13 protein-coding genes and 2 pseudogenes are annotated in these 23,011 nt (G+C 54.1%); 12 read left to right on the top strand and 3 right to left on the bottom strand.

Going from position 1 to position 23,011, the window contains the following annotated elements:
- Positions 1-20: 20 nt before the first annotated feature.
- The gene (locus AC3Y64_RS14490; protein WP_489984190.1) at positions 21-845 is read right to left on the bottom strand and encodes an AraC family transcriptional regulator; all 825 of its coding nucleotides are present in this window, start codon (positions 843-845) and stop codon (positions 21-23) included.
- Between the two features lie 395 nt (positions 846-1,240).
- Between AC3Y64_RS14490 and AC3Y64_RS14495 the strand changes: the two genes are divergently transcribed.
- From AC3Y64_RS14495 to AC3Y64_RS14505, 3 genes and pseudogenes are all read left to right on the top strand, one after another.
- Entirely contained in the window at positions 1,241-1,798 is a 558-nt protein-coding gene (locus AC3Y64_RS14495; RefSeq protein ID WP_400645357.1) for a helix-turn-helix domain-containing protein, read from the top strand.
- A gap of 107 nt (positions 1,799-1,905) precedes the next feature.
- Positions 1,906-2,481 carry an HD domain-containing protein gene (locus AC3Y64_RS14500; protein ID WP_489984191.1) on the top strand — a complete coding sequence of 192 codons (576 nt, stop codon included), beginning with the start codon at positions 1,906-1,908 and terminating at the stop codon, positions 2,479-2,481.
- Between the two features lie 199 nt (positions 2,482-2,680).
- Positions 2,681-3,250 (top strand): annotated as a pseudogene (locus AC3Y64_RS14505) (AraC family ligand binding domain-containing protein); the annotation flags it as partial.
- Between the two features lie 144 nt (positions 3,251-3,394).
- Here the strand turns inward: AC3Y64_RS14505 and AC3Y64_RS14510 are convergent.
- Positions 3,395-3,913, bottom strand: coding sequence for a hypothetical protein (locus AC3Y64_RS14510; RefSeq protein WP_489984192.1), 519 nt, complete (start codon positions 3,911-3,913; stop codon positions 3,395-3,397).
- A 123-nt stretch (positions 3,914-4,036) separates the two neighbouring features.
- On the opposite strand from AC3Y64_RS14510, the gene AC3Y64_RS14515 reads away from it, so the two are divergent.
- From AC3Y64_RS14515 to proA, 3 genes are all read left to right on the top strand, one after another.
- Positions 4,037-4,345: a helix-turn-helix domain-containing protein gene (locus AC3Y64_RS14515; RefSeq protein ID WP_489984193.1), complete on the top strand. Its 309-nt coding sequence runs from the start codon at positions 4,037-4,039 to the stop codon at positions 4,343-4,345.
- Between the two features lie 114 nt (positions 4,346-4,459).
- Entirely contained in the window at positions 4,460-4,714 is a 255-nt protein-coding gene (locus tag AC3Y64_RS14520) for a hypothetical protein (protein ID WP_489984194.1), read from the top strand.
- Between the two features lie 189 nt (positions 4,715-4,903).
- Positions 4,904-11,539 (top strand): anti-phage protein ProA, encoded by a 6,636-nt coding sequence (gene proA, locus AC3Y64_RS14525; protein ID WP_489984195.1) that lies wholly within the window; start codon positions 4,904-4,906, stop codon positions 11,537-11,539.
- A 79-nt stretch (positions 11,540-11,618) separates the two neighbouring features.
- On the opposite strand, the gene AC3Y64_RS14530 is transcribed toward proA, so the two are convergent.
- Positions 11,619-12,317, bottom strand: a complete 699-nt coding sequence (locus AC3Y64_RS14530; protein WP_489984196.1) for an SH3 domain-containing protein — start codon at positions 12,315-12,317, stop codon at positions 11,619-11,621.
- 30 nt (positions 12,318-12,347) lie between these two features.
- On the opposite strand from AC3Y64_RS14530, the gene AC3Y64_RS14535 reads away from it, so the two are divergent.
- The 6 genes and pseudogenes from AC3Y64_RS14535 (at position 12,348) to AC3Y64_RS14560 (ending at position 22,967) form a co-directional block, all read left to right on the top strand.
- Complete coding sequence (locus tag AC3Y64_RS14535; protein WP_489984197.1) at positions 12,348-13,307, top strand: toll/interleukin-1 receptor domain-containing protein; 960 nt, start codon at positions 12,348-12,350, stop codon at positions 13,305-13,307.
- Positions 13,308-13,537: 230 nt separating this feature from the next.
- A pseudogene (locus tag AC3Y64_RS14540) lies at positions 13,538-14,274 on the top strand (transposase); the annotation flags it as partial.
- Positions 14,275-14,606: 332 nt separating this feature from the next.
- Positions 14,607-18,524 carry a hypothetical protein gene (locus AC3Y64_RS14545; RefSeq protein ID WP_489984198.1) on the top strand — a complete coding sequence of 1,306 codons (3,918 nt, stop codon included), beginning with the start codon at positions 14,607-14,609 and terminating at the stop codon, positions 18,522-18,524.
- Positions 18,521-20,599, top strand: coding sequence for a hypothetical protein (locus tag AC3Y64_RS14550; RefSeq protein WP_489984199.1), 2,079 nt, complete (start codon positions 18,521-18,523; stop codon positions 20,597-20,599). Before AC3Y64_RS14545 ends, AC3Y64_RS14550 begins: the two co-directional genes overlap by 4 nt.
- Before the next feature lie 224 nt (positions 20,600-20,823).
- Complete coding sequence (locus tag AC3Y64_RS14555; RefSeq protein ID WP_489984200.1) at positions 20,824-21,801, top strand: 5'-nucleotidase; 978 nt, start codon at positions 20,824-20,826, stop codon at positions 21,799-21,801.
- Between the two features lie 233 nt (positions 21,802-22,034).
- Positions 22,035-22,967: an ATPase gene (locus AC3Y64_RS14560; protein ID WP_489984201.1), complete on the top strand. Its 933-nt coding sequence runs from the start codon at positions 22,035-22,037 to the stop codon at positions 22,965-22,967.
- Positions 22,968-23,011: the final 44 nt, after the last annotated feature.

A 23,011-nucleotide genomic window follows, 5' to 3' on the forward strand; every position in this document is an offset into this window, starting at 1 on the left:
CTCTTGTACGATCCTGCAAGTCAGCGTGCGGCCCGCAATCGTTCCAGCCAACGCATGGGTGGGGCACCGTAGCACCGCGTAAAATGTCGCGTCATATGACTTTGATCGTGGAAACCCGCAGCGAGAGCGGCATCTACCAAGGTGAAACCGTCCAGCACCAATGCACGGAACTGATCCAGACGGCGTAGGGTGACAAACCGGTAAGGACTCGTACCGTAAAGCGTCCGGAAGTCGCGTGACAGGCTCCAGCGCTCACGCCCGCTGGCATTCTCCAGCATTTCCAGCGTAATGCATGAGTGCAAGTGTTCGAGAATGAATGCTCTGGCACGCTCGGCTGCGCGGTAATCCAGACGCTTGCGCCCTCGCGGCTTGCCCCCGACCGCACGCAACGCAATCGCCAAGTCATACAGCGCGTCCTGTTCCTCCAGAGGTTCCAGTGGATGGTTCACCGCTTGCACGAATACTTCACTGGCGTGGTACAGACGCGGATCGCTCGAAAGCCCCCCCGTGATAAAGGGCAGCGGTTCTCCGCCCAAAACGTTCTGGATTAATGCCGGATCAACGTAGGCCATTCGATAACGAAATCCAGCATCGGTGCCAGCCATACCGTCGTGAAGTTCGTCAGGGTGAAGCACGAGCGTATTGCCGGGAACACCGTGGCGCAGCGACCCTGCATAGTGAAAGCTCTGTACGCCCGCCAATGTACGACCAATCGAGTAGGTGTCGTGTCGATGCGGATCGTAGCCATGGCTACCGAACCACGCTTCGATACGTTCGATCCCACCAGGTTGAACAGTGCGGATTACCCAGTCGGCGTTGGCACGTTGGCAATTTTTCTGATCCAAGAATGTACTTCTCCGTGTTCTCGCAGGGGTAGTGGAATCCGCCTGTCGGGAATATACAAGCACGGTTATTCAGATGGCTGTTTTTGACTGTTTATGCATCCAAGTAAGCTATTGGCCGGCTGCGGCCTGTCATGAGGGGCAGAAATCGGTCATTACCGGTCAGTTTAATACGAGGCCACTTAATCTCCCTCCTCATAGTGAGCGTGAAACGCTTGCAGCCCGTCATGGGGGCTGCTGACGACCAGCAGCAGTCGTTTCAAAGAGAGTGACAAGCAGCTCCGCAGATGACATTGACTGCTGGCAAGCTAATTCAACTTCCGGCTATCGAGTCAATTTGCATGCAGGTCTCGCGCAGATCAAACTTACCAGGACTTCCACTTTTCCTGTAACTCCAAATGCCCGATATGTTGCTAAAAACTGCGTTGCCTGGTGTCATGCTCAGGCGATGGCGTCTGTTACATCGGGTCAAACAATCCCATGCCGCAGAGTTGTTTGGAGTCACGCAATCGACTATCTCTCGCTGGGAGAGTGGCGTATTGGAGTTGGACTCCTATGCGAATAAAAAGCTTGAGGAGTTGCTGGCCGCTCGTCTTACCACAGCCGCTGATCAAGCGCTGGCCCGGATAGTTCGTGATAGCTCGCAACCCGTTCATCTCATGTGTGATTTGACGCACCGGTTGCTTGCTTGCTCTTCTTCGCGGGCAGCCCAGTTCGCGAGTCCGATCAGTGAACTGATGGGCTGTTCGCTTTGGAGATTCGCTACGCCAAATATCATTACCAAGGAATTGGCGCTGGATGAATTGGGTTGGCGGGAAGCCTTCGCACCACCAGCGCTGGAGTTTCTTACGGGCAACAACAATTCGCCCATCGTTCCGATCAACCAAAGCCTGTGCCGCTGGACACGTATCCTCCTTTCAGACGGAACAGCAGCACGCTTGATTGAATCGCTCTAAACGCTTCGACCTGCATATTTTATGCGTGGACGCTGCACACGTTGAGATTTAGTCTGATGTGAACGCGGTGAGCAGCATTCTGTCCGCCGGCTAAGTCAGAGAATTTTATGGACATAGAAAAAATTAAAGGACGTCTCGAATTTCTGCGCGAGACGGAAAAGCTCAAGGATGTACTCAGAAGTGCGCACACCTCTTCAGGCCGCACGGAAAGCACCGCAGAGCATAGCTGGCGCCTTTGCCTGATGGCCATCGTCTTCGAGGATTACTTAATCGGACTCGACATGCTAAAGATGCTTAAGATGTGTGTTATTCACGACTTGGGAGAGGCTATTAGCGGAGACATCCCCGCCGTCAATAAAGACTCGTTCCCCAACAAAAGCGAGCAGGAAAGAAACGACCTCTTGCTTTTAACCGCTGCCCTGGATGAGTCAATAAAATCAGAGATATTGGCTCTTTGGGATGACTATGAAAATGTTCTTTCGCCAGAGGCTGTAGCCGTCAAGGCGCTGGATAAGCTGGAGACGATGCTTCAGCATAACCAAGGCAAAAATCCACCGGACTTCGATTACAAATTCAATCTCGCCTATGGAAAAAAATACACAGATGCCACCCCTCTATTTGAGACTCTTCGCAATATCATCGACGTAGAAACCAAAGAAAATATGCTTGTGAATCCGAAATAGACAAGCCCACAGCATTGACTCTCCGGTGTGAGAGACGCGGACGTCGAGTGTCCCTGACAGGCTTCCTTGGCGGGACTGGAAACCACGTGATAGGGAATGACTGCTTATGGCCGAAAGCATTCAAAGGCTGAAGTTTAAATAACCGTGCTGATAATCCCGACAGACAGCTCTTCGACCCCGCGCGGAATTAGGGAACTGCATTCATGGATCAGAAGAAGGCCAACGCGCCAATGCCGACTGGATATTCCGCAGTGTCGATCCGGGGGGGGGTGACCGTATCGAAGCGTGGTTCGGCAGCCACCGCTATGATCCGCATCGACAGGACACATACTCAATCGGTCGCACGTCGGCGGGCGCACAGAGCATCACGGAATCGCTGCGACCCGGTGACCCTGCGTCACCCCGACGAACTTCACGACGGTACGGCGGACATCTTGCTGGCTTTCGTCATCGAATGACCTAAGTTGATCCGGCGTTAATCCCAAAACGTTTTGGGAGGAGAACCCCTGCCTTTTATCGCGGGGGACTTTTCGAGACCACGCCAGTGAAGCATTCGTGCAACCGGTGAACCATCCTGAAGCCCCTGGAGGAACAGGACGCGGTGAACGACTTGGCAATTTCGTTGCACACCGTCGGGGGAAATCACCGCAGATGCAAGCATCTAGATCACCACGCAGCCGGTCGTGTCCGAGCATTCATCCTCGAACATCTGTACTCAAGCATTGCATCACTTGATGCCAGCCGGTTACGCCTTTGGCGTGTCCAATGGTGTTGATCCATCGATTCTTTTTTTGGGCAGAGAAAGCCGAGGGATCGCTTCTCTTTGTTGCCAAACACGAGCGCGGCTTGGCGTTGGATCTGCTCAATGTTGTTAGCTTTTTGCTCCCTGGCTTCTTTTTGCTGCTAGCTCTTCTCAATTGGCCGGCGAGGTGGAAGTTGGGGTTTTGGCGCAATATTCACGAAACGCCTTGATGCCGCGCGTGATGACCAATACAGGCTTAATCATGTAGCGGTAGCTGACGAACAAATTGAGTGCGATCCAGGCTAGCTGGTAGGACGAACCGTGAAAGCTTCGGTGGTTGGCGCTGTTTTCCCAGAAACCATAGGCAACGAAGATAGTAAAGATGGCAACCGCTAACGGAAAGATACTGAGCCTTCCTAGGGAGACGCCAATGAAGGGGATTGAGACCACCGAACGAACAGGCTCTCCTGCCACCTGAATCGCCCAGATTCTGTTGACCTTGTCCTTACCCAACTGTGTCGTCACTCGAACCCGATCCCCCGCCCTGACGTGAGCGTCCAGGGTATCCGGGATTTCGATCGGTTCTATTTTTTTGCCGTCAATTTTCCAAAAATGATAGCTCACCATGTCGCCGCCGAAGCCGCGCGATTTCTCATCGAGCCGGCCATCTACGATCTGCATTTCCTTCATTTTGAGTCCCTGTCCTTGCGTCGCTGAGTGATGGCAAAAGGATATTTCTACCGAATACTAAGGAATACTTAGTATGTCGTCAAAGCGAATCTAAGAATCTCTTAGCCTTTCGGCGATGAGAAAATGGGCACGTTCGGCAAGCGTTTGAAAGAGGCGCGCATGCTAAGAGGCTTTTCACAGGAGCGTTTGGGGATTGAGGCGGGCATTGATCCGGCCACGGCTTCTGCGCGGATGTCTCAGTACGAAAAGGGCGTCCACCAGCCTGGTGAAAGCATCGTGAAGCAGATCGCTGCAGTCATGAATCTGCCGGTGGCGTATTTTTACTGCGAGGACGATGAGACGGCGCATCTGCTGCAGTGCTTTCATTTGTTGAAAGCAAAGGATCGAAAGGATGTGGTTGATCTGGTTGAGAACCTCGCTTTCAAACGCTGATGCCTGAATCGGATACAGGTTTTTTGGTCGCGTTGATCCACGCTCGAGGATCAAGCAGCCCGCCTTGCTTTCGGTCTACCGCCTTCGGCAATTATGCTGCCGCCGACTTGGTTTATGAGTTTCGCCTTTCCTTTGACTGGAGTAACACCGTTGAATCGAAAAAAGGCGGTGTCACTGGCTGAACGTGAGGGGCTGCAATCTGTGATTGATAACGCGCGAAAGCATGCCGAAGCGGGTTATCCAGACTTTACGGAGACTGATCCTGCTGCGTTTGACGCGGATTTTGTTATCAATAAAGAGCGAGAGGGGATGAGTGTCGCGCAGGCACTTGAAGCGTTGGTCTCATTCAAACGAGGGCAAAGGTCATGAACAGCATGGCAGCTAGTTACCCAGCCCGATAAACGGTTACGCCAAAAGCCTTTATAACCTCGAATTCAGCGGACTCGATGCGATGCCCGTTATAAGATGGCGTTCATTTTTCGGCGCTTTTGGCCGCGTTGAGCCGAACCTCTCGCTCTGCGTGCATGTGCGCCACCATAGGCAGGATAGGGGAAGCACATGGACGAGGCCGCAGAGATCACGGTTGAAGCTGAAGTTGAGCCAGTTAAAATTGTCCACATTCACAGTACCGTCGTTGCCAAACTAAACCTCGCGGACTATCAAAACGCTGTCCCGGTCATTCGGGAGCTGCGCGTCGTCAATGAGACACCGGTCAAGTACAACGACTTGGTACTGACGCTGACATCCTATCCTGAAGTTTTCAAACCCAAGACCTGGCGCATCGACACGTTGGTGCCAGAGGCATTCATGCCCATTCCGGGCCATGACCTTGTGCTAGATGGGGTGTTACTCGGTCGCCTCACTGAAGCGGAAAACGCCACGCTCACCTACACATTGACCGCCGCGGATGCTTCGGTTGAAGAGGGTCGAGCGGAAATTGCTCGTCTGGATTTGGTATTGGAGTTGTTGCCTCGCAATCATTGGGGTGGCCTTTCTCATCTACCAGACATGACTGCGGCGTTTGTTCAACCGAATGACCTTGCGGTGGAGCGGTTGCTCAAGCAGGCGGCTGAGGTATTACGTCAAAGCGATAAAAGCTCTGCCCTTGATGGGTACACCGGCGGAGCGAAAAGGGCGTGGGAGCTGACTTCGGCCATCTGGGCCGCTGTGGCACGTATGAAGCTGGATTACGCACTACCACCGGCGAGCTTTGAGCAAACCGGCCAAAAAGTGCGCAGCCCTAGCCACGTCACGGATCATGGTCTGGCGACGTGTTTTGATCTTGCGTTGTTCTTCTGCGCCGCTATTGAGCAGGCGGGTCTTAATCCCGTCCTAGTGTTCACCAAGGGGCACGCTTTTGCGGGCTTTTGGCTTAAGTCTGAAGAGTTTTCCACGACCGTCATCGACGATATCACGGCCGTACGCAAACGTATAAAGCTCAAGGAACTGATGCTTTTCGAGACGACCTTTGTAACCCAGCACCCGGTACCGTCGTTCACTTATGGCACTGATCGCGGCGAGCAATTGATTGCTGAAGGGCAGGACGAAAATTTCCACCTGCTGCTGGATGTGCGCAGGGCACGTTTGCAACGTATCAAGCCATTGGCCAGCGTCGACGCACAGGTTTCGAAGCTGTCGGCGGATGATGATCTTGCCGGTGGGTCGCAGCTACTCGTCGGTATTGCACCGGCACTTCCTGATGAGGCGGTTACGTTTGAAGTGGATGAGCGCCTCCTCGACCCGAAAGATCGCCTGGGGCGGTGGCAACGCAAGCTTCTGGACTTATCGCTTCGCAATAACTTGCTCAACTTCAAAGCCGGGAAAAAATCGCTGAAGCTTGACTCACCCGATCCGGCAGCGCTAGAAGATATCCTGGCCAGCGGTAAGAAGCTGAAATTGCTCACACGTCCCGACCTGATGGATGGGGCAGATCCTCGTGACCAGGCACTGTACGAATTACGTGAGCGAGAAAATGTCCGTCGTCTCCACGCCTTGGATGCTTTGAAGCGGTATGAGGTGTTTGTTGGCCTCTCCAGCACTGAAATGGAAGCACGGCTGATCGAACTCTATCGTGGGGCGCGAACGGCATTGCAAGAAGGGGGCTCCAACACCCTTTACCTTGCCTTGGGCTTTCTCAGTTGGGAGCGGGCGGACAAAGGCGGGCAGAAGTACCGGGCACCGCTCGTACTGATCCCTGTGACACTCGAACGCAAAAGTGCGCGCTCCGGTTTTTCGATGGTTCTGCACGACGATGAACCTCGGTTCAACCCGACACTGATCGAGATGCTTCGCCAAGATTTCGAACTGACTCTCGGGTCGCTAGAGACCGAACTACCTCGGGACGATTCTGGCTTGGATATTGATGCTATCTGGAAAGCGGTGGGACGCGCTGTCAAGGATATCGCAGGCTGGGAGGTCGTGGAGGACGTCGTCCTGTCCATGTTCTCCTTTGCCAAATATTTGATGTGGAAAGACCTCACAGAGAACGCCGAGGCGCTTCGCGAAAGCCCGGTCGTTCGGCATCTTCTGGATACGCCACGAGACGCTTTCCCATCTGACATCGCCTTTCCTGAAGATCGGCGACTGGATATCGACTTCAACCCACGTGAAGTGTTTTGTCCATTGCCGTCTGACTCCTCGCAGCTGTCCGCAGTGATGGCTGCTTCGAAAGGCAAAGATTTCGTCCTCATCGGCCCGCCTGGAACCGGGAAAAGCCAGACCATTGCCAACCTCATTGCACAATCGGTAGCTCAGGGCCGACGTGTGCTTTTTGTCTCTGAAAAAATCGCTGCGTTGGATGTCGTTTATCGGCGTCTGCGTGAAGTGGGCCTGGGTGAATTCTGTCTCGAAGTCCATTCCAGCAAAGCACGCAAAACCGATGTCCTGGCGCAGCTGCAGTCGGCCTGGGATGCGAAGGGCGTTGTGGATTCTGCGACATGGCATGCTGAAGCTGATCGTCTTCAAGCGTTACGTGAGGGCTTGAACACTTATGTAGAGCGACTGCATCAGCGCTATACGAATGGATACAGCATCTACCATGCGATTGGCGTTGTCTGCGGCGGCGCAGCCATCACACCAATGAACATGTCATGGTCATCGCCACATGCTCATGCGCGAGAGGACATGGCTGCACTGCGCGAATTGTCTGATCGTCTGGAAGTCAATGCCCAGGCTATTGGCTATGGTGTTCTATCGACTCATCCACTCAACCTGGTGTGTCAGGGAGAGTGGTCGCCTTCATGGCAGCAACAATTGGTTCAAGCTGCGCGAGAAGTACTCCCTGCAGCGCAGGCTGCAGTCCGGGCCGCAGAAAAATTCAGCGCCGCCACAAGTTTGCCTGTCGTGACATTGGTGCCCTCAGTTTGCAACGGGCTTTCACTACTCTCGTCGATATTGCCGTTAGCGGCGGGTCATGATTGGCGATTCGTGCTGCGCCCAGACGGTCGCATGATTGCGCAACGACTGGCTGAAAGTAGCGCGCTTGTAGAGAAGCATCGGGCACTCTGCCAGCAACTCTCACCGGTGTGGGCTATTTCGACAGTGAATGCTGCTGAAAAAGGCCTCGGTCTTTTGGCAAGACGCAGGGCACTGATGTCGCAACTCAGTCCCGCATGGCCAGTGCAGACGTTTGAGACGTTAAGCCAAGCAATAGAGATGCTTGAGCTTATCGCTGAGGTCACGCAGGAACTTTCTGTGGCCTACACCGATATTATCGAAACGCTTGATGTACGTGAGCTTCTCGCAGATTGGCAGGCCGCAGAGCAGTCGTTCTGGCCCAAGTCTCTGATGGGGACGCGCAAAGTCACAAAGACGCTCTCAAGTGCGGTCTCCGGTGACGCGGAACCTGATGTGGCCAAAGATCTGCGTTCATGGATTCAGATCCGTGACCTGCGCGATAAGCTCGACGCGTTGGAGGTCGGTGATTACTGCGCTCAAATCTGGAGAGGCGCACTATCGGTTGCGCAGTATCTAAAGGCGGCCATTCAACTGCGTCAGGCCATGTTGTGCCTGGCGTCGGACGAGCCTTGGACAGACACCGCCTTCGATGTGATCACTGAAGGGCATTGCGGTGAGCAACTGAAATCAGACCTCTCGCACATGCGCGCCATTGTCTTGCTTGACCAGGAACTTGAACCCCTTCACCTAGGTGACCTCACAGAGGGGCTGTGGGCTGGGCTTAACACCGACTCGGAACCGTTGTTTGCAGCTATCGCGTTTCAAACCGAGCGTCGTCCAGTGATCGAGCACGGAGCAGTTGAGGGGGATCATGGCGCAGTGGCCGCCGGCCAATGCGGCAAGACTATGCAGGCAGACTTGGCAGTACTCAATCAACGCCATCTCCTTGAAAAAGCGCTGTCCGAATTTGATGACCTTACGACTGTTACCTCCGGGCTGTGGACGGGTCTCAAAACCAAAGTAGACAAGGTCTCGGATGCGGTCGCGTTCCAAGGCAAACTGGCGTCTGCACTTGCACAGCTCGGCACTACGCCTGAGCTCGTCTCCGCTTATCGCGGCGCGATACAGGTACTGCTCGGCGACGCCAATGCACTGCTTGAGCCAGAGGGTGTGGTTTGCCAATCGGGTACTGAGTTGCGTCATTGCTTTGAATCACTTCGTCAACGCCTAGATGTTCTGGCGACAGCGGGTCGCTTCTCCGAATCAGGGCAAGCGGACATCCAGCACCTGACGCTGGATGCGCTACTGCATCACTGCGAGGCCATCGTCCGATCTGAACCGGGAGTTCGTGCCTGGTGTGCATGGCGCAAGGTGCGGGAGGAGGCGATCGGCGCCGGTCTCGCAAGCCTGGTTCAGGCGATGGAGGAGAATCTCGTAAACCCTGGCGAAGTCCGCCTTTCTTTTGAAACAAATTACGCGCGGTGGTGGTTGAACGCCGTCGTTGACAACGAACCTGTTATTCGAGGTTTCGTCAGCGTTGAGCATGAGCAGCGAATTCGTGATTTCAGAGCCCTGGATGATCGCTTCACCGCGTTGACCCGGGACTGGCTGCGGGCGCGTCTGTGTGCAGATTTGCCTAATCCGGAGACAGTCACCCGTTCTTCGGAATGGGGCGTGCTTCGTTATGAAATGGGCAAGAAGACGCGTCATTTACCGCTTCGGGAGTTGATGTCAAAGATCCCGGATGTACTGACCAAGCTAACGCCGTGCATGTTGATGAGCCCGCTGTCCATTGCTCAATACCTCACGCCTGGGGCAAGCGCCTTCGACCTCGTGATCTTCGACGAAGCCTCGCAGATTCCGGTCTGGGATGCCGTCGGTGCCATGGCGCGCGGTAGGCAAGTCGTGATGGTCGGCGACCCCAAACAGCTTCCTCCTACATCCTTCTTCGATCGAGCAGAATCAACGGCGGATGATGAAGACGTTGAAGCCGATCTTGAGAGCATTCTTGATGAATGCATCAGCGCGAACCTGCCGATTCGTCACCTTAACTGGCATTACCGCAGTCGCCATGAAAGCTTGATTGCGTTCTCAAACCAACGCTATTACGAGTCCAAGCTCGTGACGTTCCCATCACCTGTGACGAATGACCGTGCCGTCAAGCTGCACGAGATCGCGGGTGTTTACTCCAAGGGTGGATCGAGAACCAACCTGATCGAGGCTCGCGCAGTTGTCGCTGATGTAGTGGCTCGCTTGCGTTCACCAGGTTTCCGGGAAGGCAAGCTGACCATTGGTGTGGTGACATTTAACGGTGAACAGCAGAAGCTCATAGAGGATCTGTTGGACGAAGCCCGTCGCAACGAGCCTTCACTTGAAGCGTACTTTGCCGACACCGAGCTTGAGCCGCTGTTTGTGAAGAACCTTGAGAGCGTTCAAGGGGATGAACGCGACATCATCTACTTCTCGACCACCTATGGTCGCGATGCGACTGGCAATCTGGCAATGAATTTCGGCCCGATCAATCGCCCAGGTGGCGAGCGTCGATTAAACGTTGCGATAACGAGGGCCCGACATGAGCTTTGCGTCTTCGCCAGTCTGCAACCAGAACAAATAGATCTCACGAGAACACAATCGATCGGTGTGCGCGACCTGAAGCATTTCCTGGAATTTGCTCAGCGGGGGCCTCGCGCATTGGCTGAAGCGGTCTCCGGTAGCGTTGGGGGCTTTGACAGCCCTTTCGAGGAAGCCGTTGCCCGTGCACTTACCAGCCGCGGGTGGCAAGTACACACTCAAGTTGGTGTCTCGTCGTTCAGAATAGATTTGGGTGTGGTCGATCCAGATGCGCCAGGCCGTTACCTTGCCGGCGTGGAATGTGATGGTGCGACTTACCATCGCAGTGCCACCGCGCGTGATAGAGACAAGCTGCGTGAGCAAGTACTGCGTGGGCTCGGTTGGGAGGTTCTGCGTATCTGGTCAACGGATTGGTGGATCAACGCCGTTGGCACCGCAGATCTTATCCATGAGCGCCTGACCGCATTGCTCTCTGCAAGCCGTGCCCAGCGCGCAGAGCAGCAAGCGCGTGAAGACGCTGCTCGTAAGGTGGCAGAAGCTGCAGTGGTAGAGGTTGTGGAAGTGATTGAGCAGGCCACAAGTGTGGTCGCTGACGCCGGGATCCCCGAAAGTGCCGATGACGAGGGTGGTGGTTTTGCAAACGAACAGTTTGCGTCAGTCGCCTCCGCGTCTCAGTCACTGAGCAGCCCGAAATCCCCTTATCCACCGATTCAAACTGTTCACTACCGAGAGTCTGATCCCGCCTCCAGTGTGGCAGGGGTGAATCCGGATGCGTTCTTTGAGAACGGTTACTCGGATGTTCTTAGTGCGCTCATTGCTCATGTGATCAGTGAGGAAGGGCCTATCCTCGATGTTATTCTTGCTCGACGGATTGCCAGGGCTCATGGCTGGGTACGTACCGGTGCCAAGATTCGAGAAAGGGTGTCGTCGATCGCTCAGAACACGCACCGTATGACGATTGATGATGTTGGAGATTTCTATTGGCCGAATCATCTAACAGATACCGCTAGCATTGTCTGCCGGCGCCCAGGCGATGAGGCGGGCATTCGTCCAGTAGATGAGATTAGTAGCGATGAGTTGGCAGCACTTGCCAGAGAGCTTCATGCCAACGGTAAAACAGGCGAGGCGCTGCTGCATGCCATGGCCCGGGAGCTAGGGCTTCAGAAGCTGACGGCGTCCAATCGAATGAGGCTTGAAAAGACGAGCCAAAAAGGATTGGACATCTAACTTGCTGAGCTCCGTGGGCAATTGCGATGCAACTGTTTGGAGCTCAAGATGTGCGAGTGACGGGGGCTGCTCGCTCCCTTCAAATACCGTAGCGCTTATTGCCACCGGAGGTGATGCAATACCGGCCGCCTCTGGGGCCGATGCAGACACTACCGGAAGAGCATGGACAGGATGATCCATAGCTAGGTGTGACATTGCTGTTGGGTCGAACTGCCGGCTGGATAGGTGGGCGAGGCTCTGAGAGGGCATAGCAACCAGGGCCGCTGCACAGGTTTTTTGATGAAAGCCACTTGGCCGGCTGCCCATCCGCGCTGACACGCACCCATTCATTTTTCTTCTCGTACACCTGTACTCGATGACCACGTTTGAGGCTTGAAATTACTTTGCCCGCGGGCTGATCTCGCAGGTTCAACTTGTCCGTACTGACATACTGTTCGATCAATGGCGTTGAGCTCACAGCGGGTACAGGTTCCGCGGCCGGTTCGACTACACTTGGTATCGACGGTGACGTCGACTGTGGTTGAGGAGGGGGAGAGTCTTTTTTCCCCATGAGCCAAAGAACGGCAAAAAGTACTAGAAGTGGTACGAGCCAGGACTGTGATTTTTTGCGCATATCCATTGCCTTTTTGGGTTGTTGCGGATGGTGCTCGGTACAGTAGCAATCAGCGAAGTTTGACGCTCGGTAAAATCCTTTTCTGTGACCGAATTTCAAAGTTGTTTTCGACTCAGTATTCCCTCGCGCACTGTACCTAACCCATTGGGCTCGTGATGACGTCATAACAGAGAACGACCTTTTTTGGGGGCTTCAATGGCGAAAATATTTTTTTCATACAGTCATGACGATGAATCGCTTCGAGACCAGCTCGAGAAGCACTTGGCCTCCTTGAAATACGAGGGAACGGTTGAGTCGTGGCACGACCGTCGAATTCTTGCAGGAGAAAGTGTCGATGAAGCAATCGATTCACAAATCGATTCGGCAGAGATCATCCTGCTCCTGGTGAGTGCAAGCTTTTTAAGTTCTCATTACTGCTATTCAATCGAGATGCAACGCGCCCTAGAGCGCCATGCGCGAGGTGAATGCAAAGTCGTACCAGTGATCCTACGAGCATGTGATTGGAAACACAGTCCGCTCGGAAAGCTTCTGGCCGTCCCTCAGGATGGTAAGCCAATCACCAGCTGGACAAACCTGGATGAGGCCTACACCGATGTCGTGCGACAGATAAGGGCCCTTTTCCAAGGGATGGCTCGCCGCGACGTGGGGGCGACAGTGCAATCGCGTCCACAGGCAACAGTTACTCCTGCTCACGGGTCGGCTACTTCATTCGATTCAGTTCGCTCAAGCAATCTTAGATTGCGAAAGAGCTTCTCTGACTATGACAAAGATCAGTTCGCTCACAGTAGTTTCGACTACATTCGCCGCTTCTTTGAAAATTCGTTGGCAGAGCTTGAAGCGCGCAACCCGGGTATTCAGGGTGCTTTGCGACAAGTGAGTGACGTGCGATTCACAGCTTCAATCTACCGTGAGGGGAAAGTAGTCTCAGAATGCGCGATAGTCATTGGCGGGAGCTTTGACCGAAACGGCATCACCTACTCTGCGCAGATCTCCCGCAATGGCTACAACGAGGCATTGTCGCTAGAGGCTGATGACCAAACGATCTATTTTAAGACACTGATGGGGCGCCACGGAGCAGGGCGGGGTGGCAAGCTGAGCCAAGAAGGGGCGGCTGAGCTCTACTGGTCTCAACTCTTGGAACCATTACAACGATAGGGCCTGTGCAGCATCATTATCTCTATGATTGCTATCTGGGGATATCTTCATACCCCGGCCGACCCCTCGTGCAATGAGGCCAAGGCTATCTCTGCCTCATTGGCGCTGTGCTTCACTGACTCGCGATTGGACTAGCCCCATGAAAGACAGGACACCGTTTCCCCCTTACGATAAGGGATAGGCAAACGGTTATGTTTATGACTAACAGCAAAGATTAGAGTGGAGAGCTTTTGGGCCCGGAGCGGCGGCGCCGATGGAGCCCAGAGCAAAAACTGGCCATGGTGCGAGAGGGTCTTGAGCCAGGCCAAAGCGTTTCAGTGGTGGCTCGTCGTAACGGCATCAATGCCAATCAGCTGTTTCAGTGGCGCAAGCTTTATCAGGACGGCAGCCTGTCGGCTGTCGGCTGTCGGCTGTCGGCTGTCGGCTGTCAGTGCCGGTGAACCCGTGGTGCCTGCTTCCGAGTTAAGCGATGCGCTCAAACAGATCCGTGAACTGCAACGGATGCTGGGCAAGAAAAAGCTGGAAGCCAAGATCCTCAAAGGGGCCGTGGAGATTGCCCGGTCGCGAAAATGGATTGCGCACTCACCCTTGTTGCCGGGGGACGACCAGTGAAACTGGTCAGTGAATGTCTCGGTGTGGCGCGCTCGCAATTAACGGTTCGAATCAAGCAATCTGTATCGCCTAAGGTACGGCGAAACCGGCCTGTGAACGATTTAGAACTGTCGCTGAAATCCAGCTAGGAGTCAGCAAACTGCCCCGCTATGGATACCGTCGCGTCTGGGGGTTACTGCGTCGTGCGCGAGAAAAGCGGTCGCTGCCGGCGATCAACGTGAAACGGGTCTACTGCGTGATGCGTGATCATAACTTGCTGCTTGAACGCCGGATCAAAAAACCCGGTGTGCCGCGTCGGCATGAAGGCCGTATTGCCGTGAAAACCAGCGATACGCGTTGGTACTCGGACGGCTTTGCGCCCTTTGACATGCCCCGACCTATGAAGCTCTTGCCTTGTGGGTTCAAAATAGCGATGTCCCTCAGCACTTGGCAGAGCTTTGTTTGCAAAGCGATTTAGAGTTGTGATCGCACGCTGGGTTTTGGGGGAGGCGTTAGTGTGCCAGTACATCGCAGCTGCAGAGACAATAGGAGATTCCTATACTGGTGCTGACAGCCTGAAGAACTCTCGATTCTTTTCTTTTTGTCCCATCGGCATACGCCCCTTGATCCCGCTTGCAAACAAGTTTGTTTGGAAGCAACCTCAGCTGACTTGATGCGCACTAAATTGCCATCATGCTAAGGACGCCAATGAACAGTAAGGACGGTAGCATCAGTGCTGCGCTCAGCGACGAGATCAATTCACATCGGGCGCGGCTGGCGCCGTTCTTCAACGGGAATGCCAAACCTAACCCATCAATAAGTTTTGCTAACGATGGCACTGGGTTCGGTAAGTCGTACAACGTGTTCGATCAGTTCGTCGAACACTCAGCAATTCGTAGTGAACTTGGTGGCCACCGCAACCTATTTTTCATCACTCCGCACAAAGCGCAGATAGACGTTTCCAAGGTCACCCAGGAGAAGGCCGCTGAGCGGGGCGTTAGTATTCTTAGCTTCCTGGCCGAGCAGGACTTGTCCGATCTGAGTTTCGTCGGCTGGGTATCGAAGGCGCGCAATGAAGACCTGTACGTCGCTTGGACTAAGGCTCTAAACTCCGACTATTACCGTGAATCGGTCAGCGAGTTGGGCAACGCAATCGGTGGACTCAGAGCAACGGAGGCTGAACAGGCACGCTATCTGAAGCTGGGGAGTACCGACTACCTGCTCGAAGCGGAGCTTGCACGTCGGATTGATGCCGCGAAACAACGCCTGCTCCACGCGTTACAGGATTTGGCCAAGGCCGTGATTCGTGAGAAGGTTGATTTTGAGTTCGTGACCACCCAGCAGCGCTTTCAGAGCGCCAGCAATGATCGAGAGCGGGCAAAAATCCAAGTCATCGATCATGTTTTGCCTTTCGAACGAGCCAAGGTGGGGCCAACCATCTTCATCGCCACCACTGCCCGATTTCTGAAGCGGGCGTACATTGTGTATCTCGACAAGAAGCGTGAGCCGAACCTCAAGAAGCTGAGCTTTGAGGAAATTTTGGGGGCCAAGCGTCCACCAACGAATGCTGAAGAGGAGAGTATCGCCCCGATCGGAGCTGCCTGCAGCTTCTCCCATGACGAACAAGTTAGCTACCTGAAAGAAAATTTCTTCGTCTTTGACGAATCCAACTATTTCCAAGCACATGGGATCACCTTCAACCTCGTCGTTGACGAAGAGCACGACAGCTACGACCGAATTTTTGACGAGAGCAAGAAAAAGCTGGTCAGCGAAACCGTCAAGCCACCCCATGTCATTGCCGGTCTGCACCGCCTGATGGAGATGATCTCGGCTGAGTATGGCCCTGATGATGAGGAGCCCATCGCGTTCGACGAAGCGGCGGAGCTGATGAAAAACCTACGCCGACACTACGAAGAAGATTGCGAGACCAGCGTAAGCCTCGACGCCATCTTGCAGATGTGTTCAGGGAATGTCGGCCATATCACGATCAATAACCGCGACGTAGAACAGATCCTGGCGCTGTCACGGAACATCTTCAGCCTGACACCCAGGCGCTTCTACAACGAGGAAGCCCTGAAGCGAATTCGGATGCGATCTGTCTGCGGGAAAAGTGAGATCCGTCTGTCCTTCGATGACGGCGCTCCATCCACAGACCCAACCCTGCATGATTTCCTGCAGGTTATGCTGTGCGCTCTGTACGCATGCTCCACAATTCCTCAACAGAGCCCGTTGCGGCAGATCTTGGAGCTTGGCGAGAACGCCAGTCAGAACGCGCCACTGTCTGAGTTCATCAAGAAGTCTCGCCAGCATCGTTCGTACGTAGCCTCTGTGTTCGACCGTGCCAAGGATGCGGAAATTTTCGTCGATGCATTTTTCACCTTTTTCGCTCCGAAAATTGTGTTTTCACTGGTCAAGGTAGATACGATCCCCTTTGGCGGGGAGGTGGTTAAGAACCGGGTATTCGTTGATTTCCACCTTGATTTGATTCTGGAGCTACCCGAGGTCAAGCTACTCCGCATCCTGCACGGAACCCAGAACAGCGCAATGTGCCTCAGCGCCACGACTGGCTTTCAAAACTCCTACTCCGGAAACTTCTCCAGGAAAATGCTTACCCGTTACGGGGAAGCCTCACCCACAAGCCTTGACGTCCGCGTGGTTCAGCGTTGCGCAGTCGACGTGGGCGCAATGGCAGATCTACGGGCTGCACGTTCCAAAGCTAGGACAATGGAAGTCAGGCCTTTCCATAAGACATCCACCGACGACATCAGCGGCTTGCGCAGCGACCCCGCCTTCAAGAGCGCCTACAGCTTCTGGTCAAAGTCGCTCCTTCCGCCTGGTTTCCAAGAGAACAAGTATCGGATGTCTGCGTACCGCCGGCAGATCGAGGCGATGCTTATGGCCGCTTGGGACGGGAAGAACACCTTCGTTCTCTCATTGAACAATCGGTTTGCCGATCTCTTCAGAGCGTTGTTTGCGCAAGGTATTGATGGACGCTTGAGGGGCATGCGGCGCCTGTACCTCGACAAGATCTTCGAATTGAATCCCTTTGAGGGCAAAACCAAGATCAGGGTCATTCTCTTCAACTCTCAGCTGGCAAGAGAAGTCGACATTGATGATTACCTCAAGGTGGGTGCCGATACCCGCATCTGCTTGATCTCCGCCTACGGAAGCGCCGGTACCGGACTCAACCTGTTCGTTGAGAGGGCCGAGGACAACTTCCATCAAGACTTTGACCGACTGGTGCTGGTCAATACTCCCTTCTACAGCGCGATTCGTGAGAAAGACACCGGTCTCAACACCGTCAAAAACCATATTCTCTTGCTCAAACACATCTCATCCGGGGAGAGTGAGGCGGTTCGCTTGTCTCAGTTCGACTCAAATCTGATGCAGCCCAAGAACCGCCGCATCTTGAACCAAGAACATGACCTGGCAGTACTGAAAGCCATCATCCAGGCCGTGGGACGCGTGGAACGGCGGGACAGCCATCTCCACACCGAAATTTTTCTGCCAAGTGACTTAATCGACGATCTGGTGGTGCGCTATAGCCGACTTCGCAGAGAAGGTAACGATCTACTCATCAACAGCCTTTCGCTGCTCAATCACAGACTGATGCAGTTCTGCCTGCAACAAGCAGAACGCCGATGCTTCGCGAATGAGGCAGCGCGTGAGGAGTTCACCACCACTGTGGCTGCCTGCGCCAGCGACATCGAAGATTTCTTTAGCGGAGCATTCCGAAACAAGATTCTCAGAAGTGCGCGTGAGGGTAATCGGGATGCCATGGCGCTCAACGAGCTGCTCCGATCGCCGGAGAGCATCACTGCTCCGGAAAAATACGTACGCAAGCTGCTGGCATCCCCATTGGTAAAGACCTCCAGTTACTACCAGGAGGTCATCAGTGCCTTCTACCTGCCAAGGGAAATTACAGATCAGGTTACCGTTTGCACGACCTCGGAGAGCGTCCATCACCTCAGCGACCTGCTGCATGGGTACTCTGTCTATCAGCCGGGCAAATGGCTTGTACCGGATTACGTGCGGACGGATAGCAAAGTCCATGACTCGGCGCCAGGCATCATAAACTTGGCCTGCAACATGGCCATTGACGGGATAGACGTGCACCTGCCAAATCCTGCGCTCATTCCACTGCTGAAAGGGAACGTGGGGGAATTCATTTTTTCGCAGGTGCTCTCCGCGCTTGGTATCACGCCACTGAGTCTCGATGAGTTGATCGATCTCCTAGGTGCAGCGGTGTATGAGCGCTACGACACCTACATCCGAGATGGAGACACTATCATCTGCATTGACGTGAAGCGTTGGTCGGGCAGCCTGGATAATCAAGAGCTGTCCCTCAAAACCCTTCGCCGGGCGGAGAAGAAACGACAGGACATGTATGAGCTGTGCGGTTGCCTGAAACTGAAACCGCGCTTCCTCTACGTGAACACACAACCGGACGACAACGATCTCAATGCCGAGCGCGAATTTAATTTCGGTGAGTCGATCCACTTCCTCAACGCATTCAAGATGATCGCCAAGTACGTCCCTCTCACGGATACGACCCGCATCCACAGGGTGGATGACCGTCTGATGATCAACCCCACTTTGGTTCAGCTGCTAAGGAACGCGCAATGACCCTCTTCAACGTATTGGAAACAGGAGCAGCGGCCAAGGCCCGCACGAACATGCTGAAGCTGCCCGGTGACTTGGAAGGTATTCTGGATCGCTTGTCGAATCCCGGCGAAGGGGTAGGGCACATTCAGGCTGCCGTTGTGGAGGTCACCAGAAACCCTGGCGAAAAACCCGAAGAATACTTCCAGCGGGTCGACTCAACCATCAAGGACTTCATTCGCAAAAAGCTCGGCCTCTCGGCCTCCACCGGGGTGCACTACTGCAAATTCAGCGGTAGAAAGGGCGTGTTTGGCTTTCTCTATTTGAGCAATCAGTCGCCCATATTAGGCCAGGTACGTGGCATCGTTACTGAGCACTCACTCAATCTCCACTATGCGATCCAGGCGCTGCTGGATTTGAGGCTTAAGCTTTCGTTCCTTACAGACGTCGAAAAGCATTACGACATAGCCCCCGTCGAATTCAATGCCGACCTGTACATTGGGCTGGTGCTGAGCCGAGTCTCTAGAAACGGTAGCCATATATTCGACGCCTTGAAATACGACCTGTACTTTTCCAAGGAGCAGGAGCTCGCGATCAGCCTCAAAAGGGTGACGATGCTGTGCTCCTTAGCGCAGGACTCCGTCAGCTTGCCAGTGGCCGAGACTGGGTTACTAATGTTCGATTGGGCCGGAAAACGCTTCCAGCGCGCCCGTCGGCTCAACGCTACAACGGACAGTGATCGTAACTACATGGCGTTCGCCACAAACAACGTAAATGCCAAGGCGTGCGACCAGTACCACAACAGTATCAACTACCATCAAACCGATTGCCTAAATCGCATTGACCGCTTACTGAAGCACTCCGGCATTGAATTCAGCCCCGTTGTGTACGAGGCAACCCACCAGGTCAAAACGTTCTTAGAGGGGGTTCCGACGATCTCAAACCCGCTCTGGCTGCTCGATACAGCAGCGAACCCATCGAGTGACGAGGCTTGGCATAGCAGCATCGCCCACCTTGCACATAAATTCGGCGCATCCCGAGTGTTGACTGCTGATAGCCTTCCAGCACCCCACGAGCTGCAAGTTGGTAAAACGAACTATTTGGTCGTCAGCGAGAAGGTCAAGTCTCCCGGGGGAAGCAAAAACGGCTCCAGCATTTTCGATGCCGCCTCCGACCAGTCCTTCAATACATTCTGGCAGGCGCTGGCGGCCAAGCGGCGCAAACCGTCAGCCGAGTTCGACTACTACACGTCGATAAAACTGCATCGCTTCACTGAAGCGGTCGATAGCATTTGCCAAGGATTCAACGTACTTCCCAGCAAAGCCCCATCTGCCGCATCAATAGTAAAAAGCTTGCAAGAGCTGGCGCTGAAAGAGTCAATTTTCCGGGACAAGGCCGTGACCATCAAGGGGGCGACCCTGCCACCTCTTCAACTGCAGCTGATGAGTTGCCGAAGGGATTGGGGTGAAAACGTCTACATTCAGGTTCTCGATGTGACCGTTGGTGGTGAGACCATCAAAATCGAGAATTCACGCCGATTCGACGACACTTCCAAGGGTGAGTTCAACCATGAATTCAAGAAGCTCGCCACGATTTTCGGAAAGGAAGACAAGAACCCTTACGATTCTATCTGGGATGGTGCCTTCCTGATTCGTGACAAGGGCTCCAACGCCTGGTTGAAGGCCTACAACACGGGCCGCATCCCGGCCATTATCGGCAATACGCTTTTCGACAATCAGGAACGCCAGGACAGCGGCCTCTCACCATCGCGCGAGGTAGGTATTCAAGCGGCAGCCCTCCCGTACTATCTAACGCCGACCCGGCAGAAGCAACGCCATAGCGTGTTCATTCAAGACAATGGCGTCGAAGGCGCATGGTTCTTCGTGGCGTCCAATAAATCGGCCAACAACACCATCCCGAAGCAAAGCCTGGTTTACAACGCCGTAATCACAGGTGAATGCGGAACTCAGTTTCCCGTGCTGAGTCACCCGCTAGGCGAGCTTTTCTTCTCCAGCTTCACCTTCGATATCGTGAAGCTCCGCGAGTCAGCCAAGACCTCAATCCTGCAGAAAATTGTTGAAGTATGTTTGCATAATTAGGAAAGCACATGACGTTCGGGGCACCGATGACTAGTTGCCCTGCGTTCTGATTCTGGCATGCGTGCGCTGCCAATGGAGGAGGGCTTCACACGCAGGCGATGTGATGCCCGCTGGGCTTACTAGCATGAGGCCCCTGACTCGCAATTCGCACTGTGCCAAAAGCGTCGATCGACACGTTCAGTGCCCGTCAACATTTGCGTTCAAAAGCATCTAAAGAGATTCCAATGCCTTACGAATTAGAAAACCGATTGGTGATCGGCGTGGCTTCGAGCGCTGTGTTCGATCTTTTGGCATCTGACGCGGTGTTTCAGAGTCAGGGGGAGGAAGAGTACCGCAAATTTCAGCAAGAGCACCTCCATGACCCGCTACCAAAGGGGATAGCGTTCCCCTTCATCAAGCGATTGCTGTCTGTGAATGACCTGAGCGCCGATCCTGAGGATCCGCTAGTAGAGGTGATCCTTCTTTCGCGGAATGATCCTGACACTGGACTGCGTGTACTGAAGACAATCGAGCACTATGGACTTGGGATGACACGGGCGATATTCATGCAAGGGAAATCCCCGTATGAGTACATCCCTGCACTGAATATTGCGTTGTTTTTGTCTGGTGAAAAAAAAGACGTGGAGGGTGCGATTAAGGCGGGGTATCCGGCAGGGCAAGTGCTCGAATCAAAGTTCGAAGACGACGAGACTGACAAAACCCTGCGCATCGCATTCGACTTTGACGGCGTGTTCGCCGGCGATGAATCTGAGTCGATCATGCAGTCCTCTGGGCTAACAGAGTTCCATGCCCATGAAGTGAAGAACGTCATGCAGCCTCATAACCCAGGGCCGCTGAAGGAGTTCATGGTGCGGATATCCAAGATCCAATCGGTCGAGGAGAAGCACAAAAAGCAGAACCCGCAGTACGAAAACCGCATCCGCGTTTCGATCGTCACGGCCCGCAATGCTCCGTCCCATGAGCGAGCGATGAATACGCTTAAAAGCTGGGGCGTAATGGCCAATGACGCATTCTTCCTGGGTGGCATCGACAAAGGCAAAATTCTGGGAGTGTTGAAACCGCACATTTTCTTCGACGACCAATCCGGGCATCTTAAATCGACCAGCGCGGTTGCTCCGTCTGTCCACATTCCTTTCGGCATTACCAACAATGCTACAACGGAGGATGTGACCGCGACTGAAGGTGATCAGACAGTGGTGTAGGACAACGACCTGATGTTTATTTTCGGCACCTCCGACTTTGGTCAAGGGATTGCAACCGATCTGGCGAAACCCTTGACCTATATCGGAGGTTCTCAACGGAACATGGCTAGACCAAAGTCTTAGCTAATAGCTCTATATCAGACCTTGGCGCGCTATAACCATCGCGTTAATCTCTAGCTTTTGCGTTGAGGCTGGGGATGCGAACGAAGCGAAGGATAACCCGCGCGTATTGTGTGGAACTGGGTGAGGAATTGACCATTGGAGGCGCGCGTCAGGCCTACTTCAATCAAAACCAACCCCGCAGCCGTTTTGTGTTCCAGTGCTCATCACCGGAATGCAGGATGCTCAAGGTGGTGCCGAAGATCACAGCCGTCAATTACGACATCCACCCGACCGACACAGCGCGCATCAAATCTCCACACTACAAGGACAACGAGCACTATGCCCATCATGCAGAGTGCGAGTGGGTGCTGCCCGATGAAGATGAGGGTAGCGATGCATCGCTACCAGGAGAAACGGAGTTACAAACACGCACCCGCCTGGCCAAGCGCCAACTCACCTCGATCATCGATATATTTGTTCCCCCGACGCAGCCAGAACAACCGGCAGTACGTCCACCTCGAGTCGTCCTAGGTAACGAAGACGAGGCTGGGCCAAATCGTCGTCGTGGCGGCGGTGGCGCAGAAGGTACTCGAACCGACCGGAAGCACCGGAGCGGAGATCTTCGAGAGCTGGTGGATTACTACCACGACACACGCGAGGCCCTCAAAGAACTGTTTCCTGAGGTAATCATCAACGTGACAGGGCGAGGCGAGATACCGCTGCGTTCGTACTTCAAGAAGGTGGCTTGGGCCAAACCTGATACCCCAGGATACGTCTACAGCGGTGGCGGGAGGGTCGAGCGAAGAGAAGGGGCTGGCTTCGTGTTCCAGTTCTTCGACAAGGTCGCGGGTAAGGAAGCCTTTCTCCACGTCTCCAATGAGGTTATGACTCAGCACCGATCGAGGCGCTATGTGAATGAACTTCTTGATCAGGCCCGAGTGGTAAGGTACTTCACGTTTTACTTCCTCGGCACTTTCGCCTATCACGAGGCCGGCGACACCATGATTGCGGAGGTTACCGACCTTCGCTGCCTGGCGATTGACCTTGGGCCTTTGAGAAACTGAATCACCATGGATTTCGGTAGTGCCCACCTATTAACAGCTTGGCG

This window comes from Pseudomonas sp. 4CAES_32.4, assembly GCF_058136335.1.

Excerpts from the sequence above, each read along its gene's own strand:
- AC3Y64_RS14495 (WP_400645357.1), top strand. The coding sequence starts at position 1,241 with ATGCCCGATATGTTGCTAAAAACTGCGTTGCCTGGTGTCATGCTCAGG.
- AC3Y64_RS14500 (WP_489984191.1), top strand. The coding sequence starts at position 1,906 with ATGGACATAGAAAAAATTAAAGGACGTCTCGAATTTCTGCGCGAGACG.
- AC3Y64_RS14510 (WP_489984192.1), bottom strand. The coding sequence starts at position 3,913 with ATGAAGGAAATGCAGATCGTAGATGGCCGGCTCGATGAGAAATCGCGC.
- AC3Y64_RS14515 (WP_489984193.1), top strand. The coding sequence starts at position 4,037 with ATGGGCACGTTCGGCAAGCGTTTGAAAGAGGCGCGCATGCTAAGAGGC.
- AC3Y64_RS14520 (WP_489984194.1), top strand. The coding sequence starts at position 4,460 with ATGAGTTTCGCCTTTCCTTTGACTGGAGTAACACCGTTGAATCGAAAA.
- proA (WP_489984195.1), top strand. The coding sequence starts at position 4,904 with ATGGACGAGGCCGCAGAGATCACGGTTGAAGCTGAAGTTGAGCCAGTT.
- AC3Y64_RS14530 (WP_489984196.1), bottom strand. The coding sequence starts at position 12,317 with ATGACGTCATCACGAGCCCAATGGGTTAGGTACAGTGCGCGAGGGAAT.
- AC3Y64_RS14535 (WP_489984197.1), top strand. The coding sequence starts at position 12,348 with ATGGCGAAAATATTTTTTTCATACAGTCATGACGATGAATCGCTTCGA.
- AC3Y64_RS14545 (WP_489984198.1), top strand. The coding sequence starts at position 14,607 with ATGAACAGTAAGGACGGTAGCATCAGTGCTGCGCTCAGCGACGAGATC.
- AC3Y64_RS14550 (WP_489984199.1), top strand. The coding sequence starts at position 18,521 with ATGACCCTCTTCAACGTATTGGAAACAGGAGCAGCGGCCAAGGCCCGC.
- AC3Y64_RS14555 (WP_489984200.1), top strand. The coding sequence starts at position 20,824 with ATGCCTTACGAATTAGAAAACCGATTGGTGATCGGCGTGGCTTCGAGC.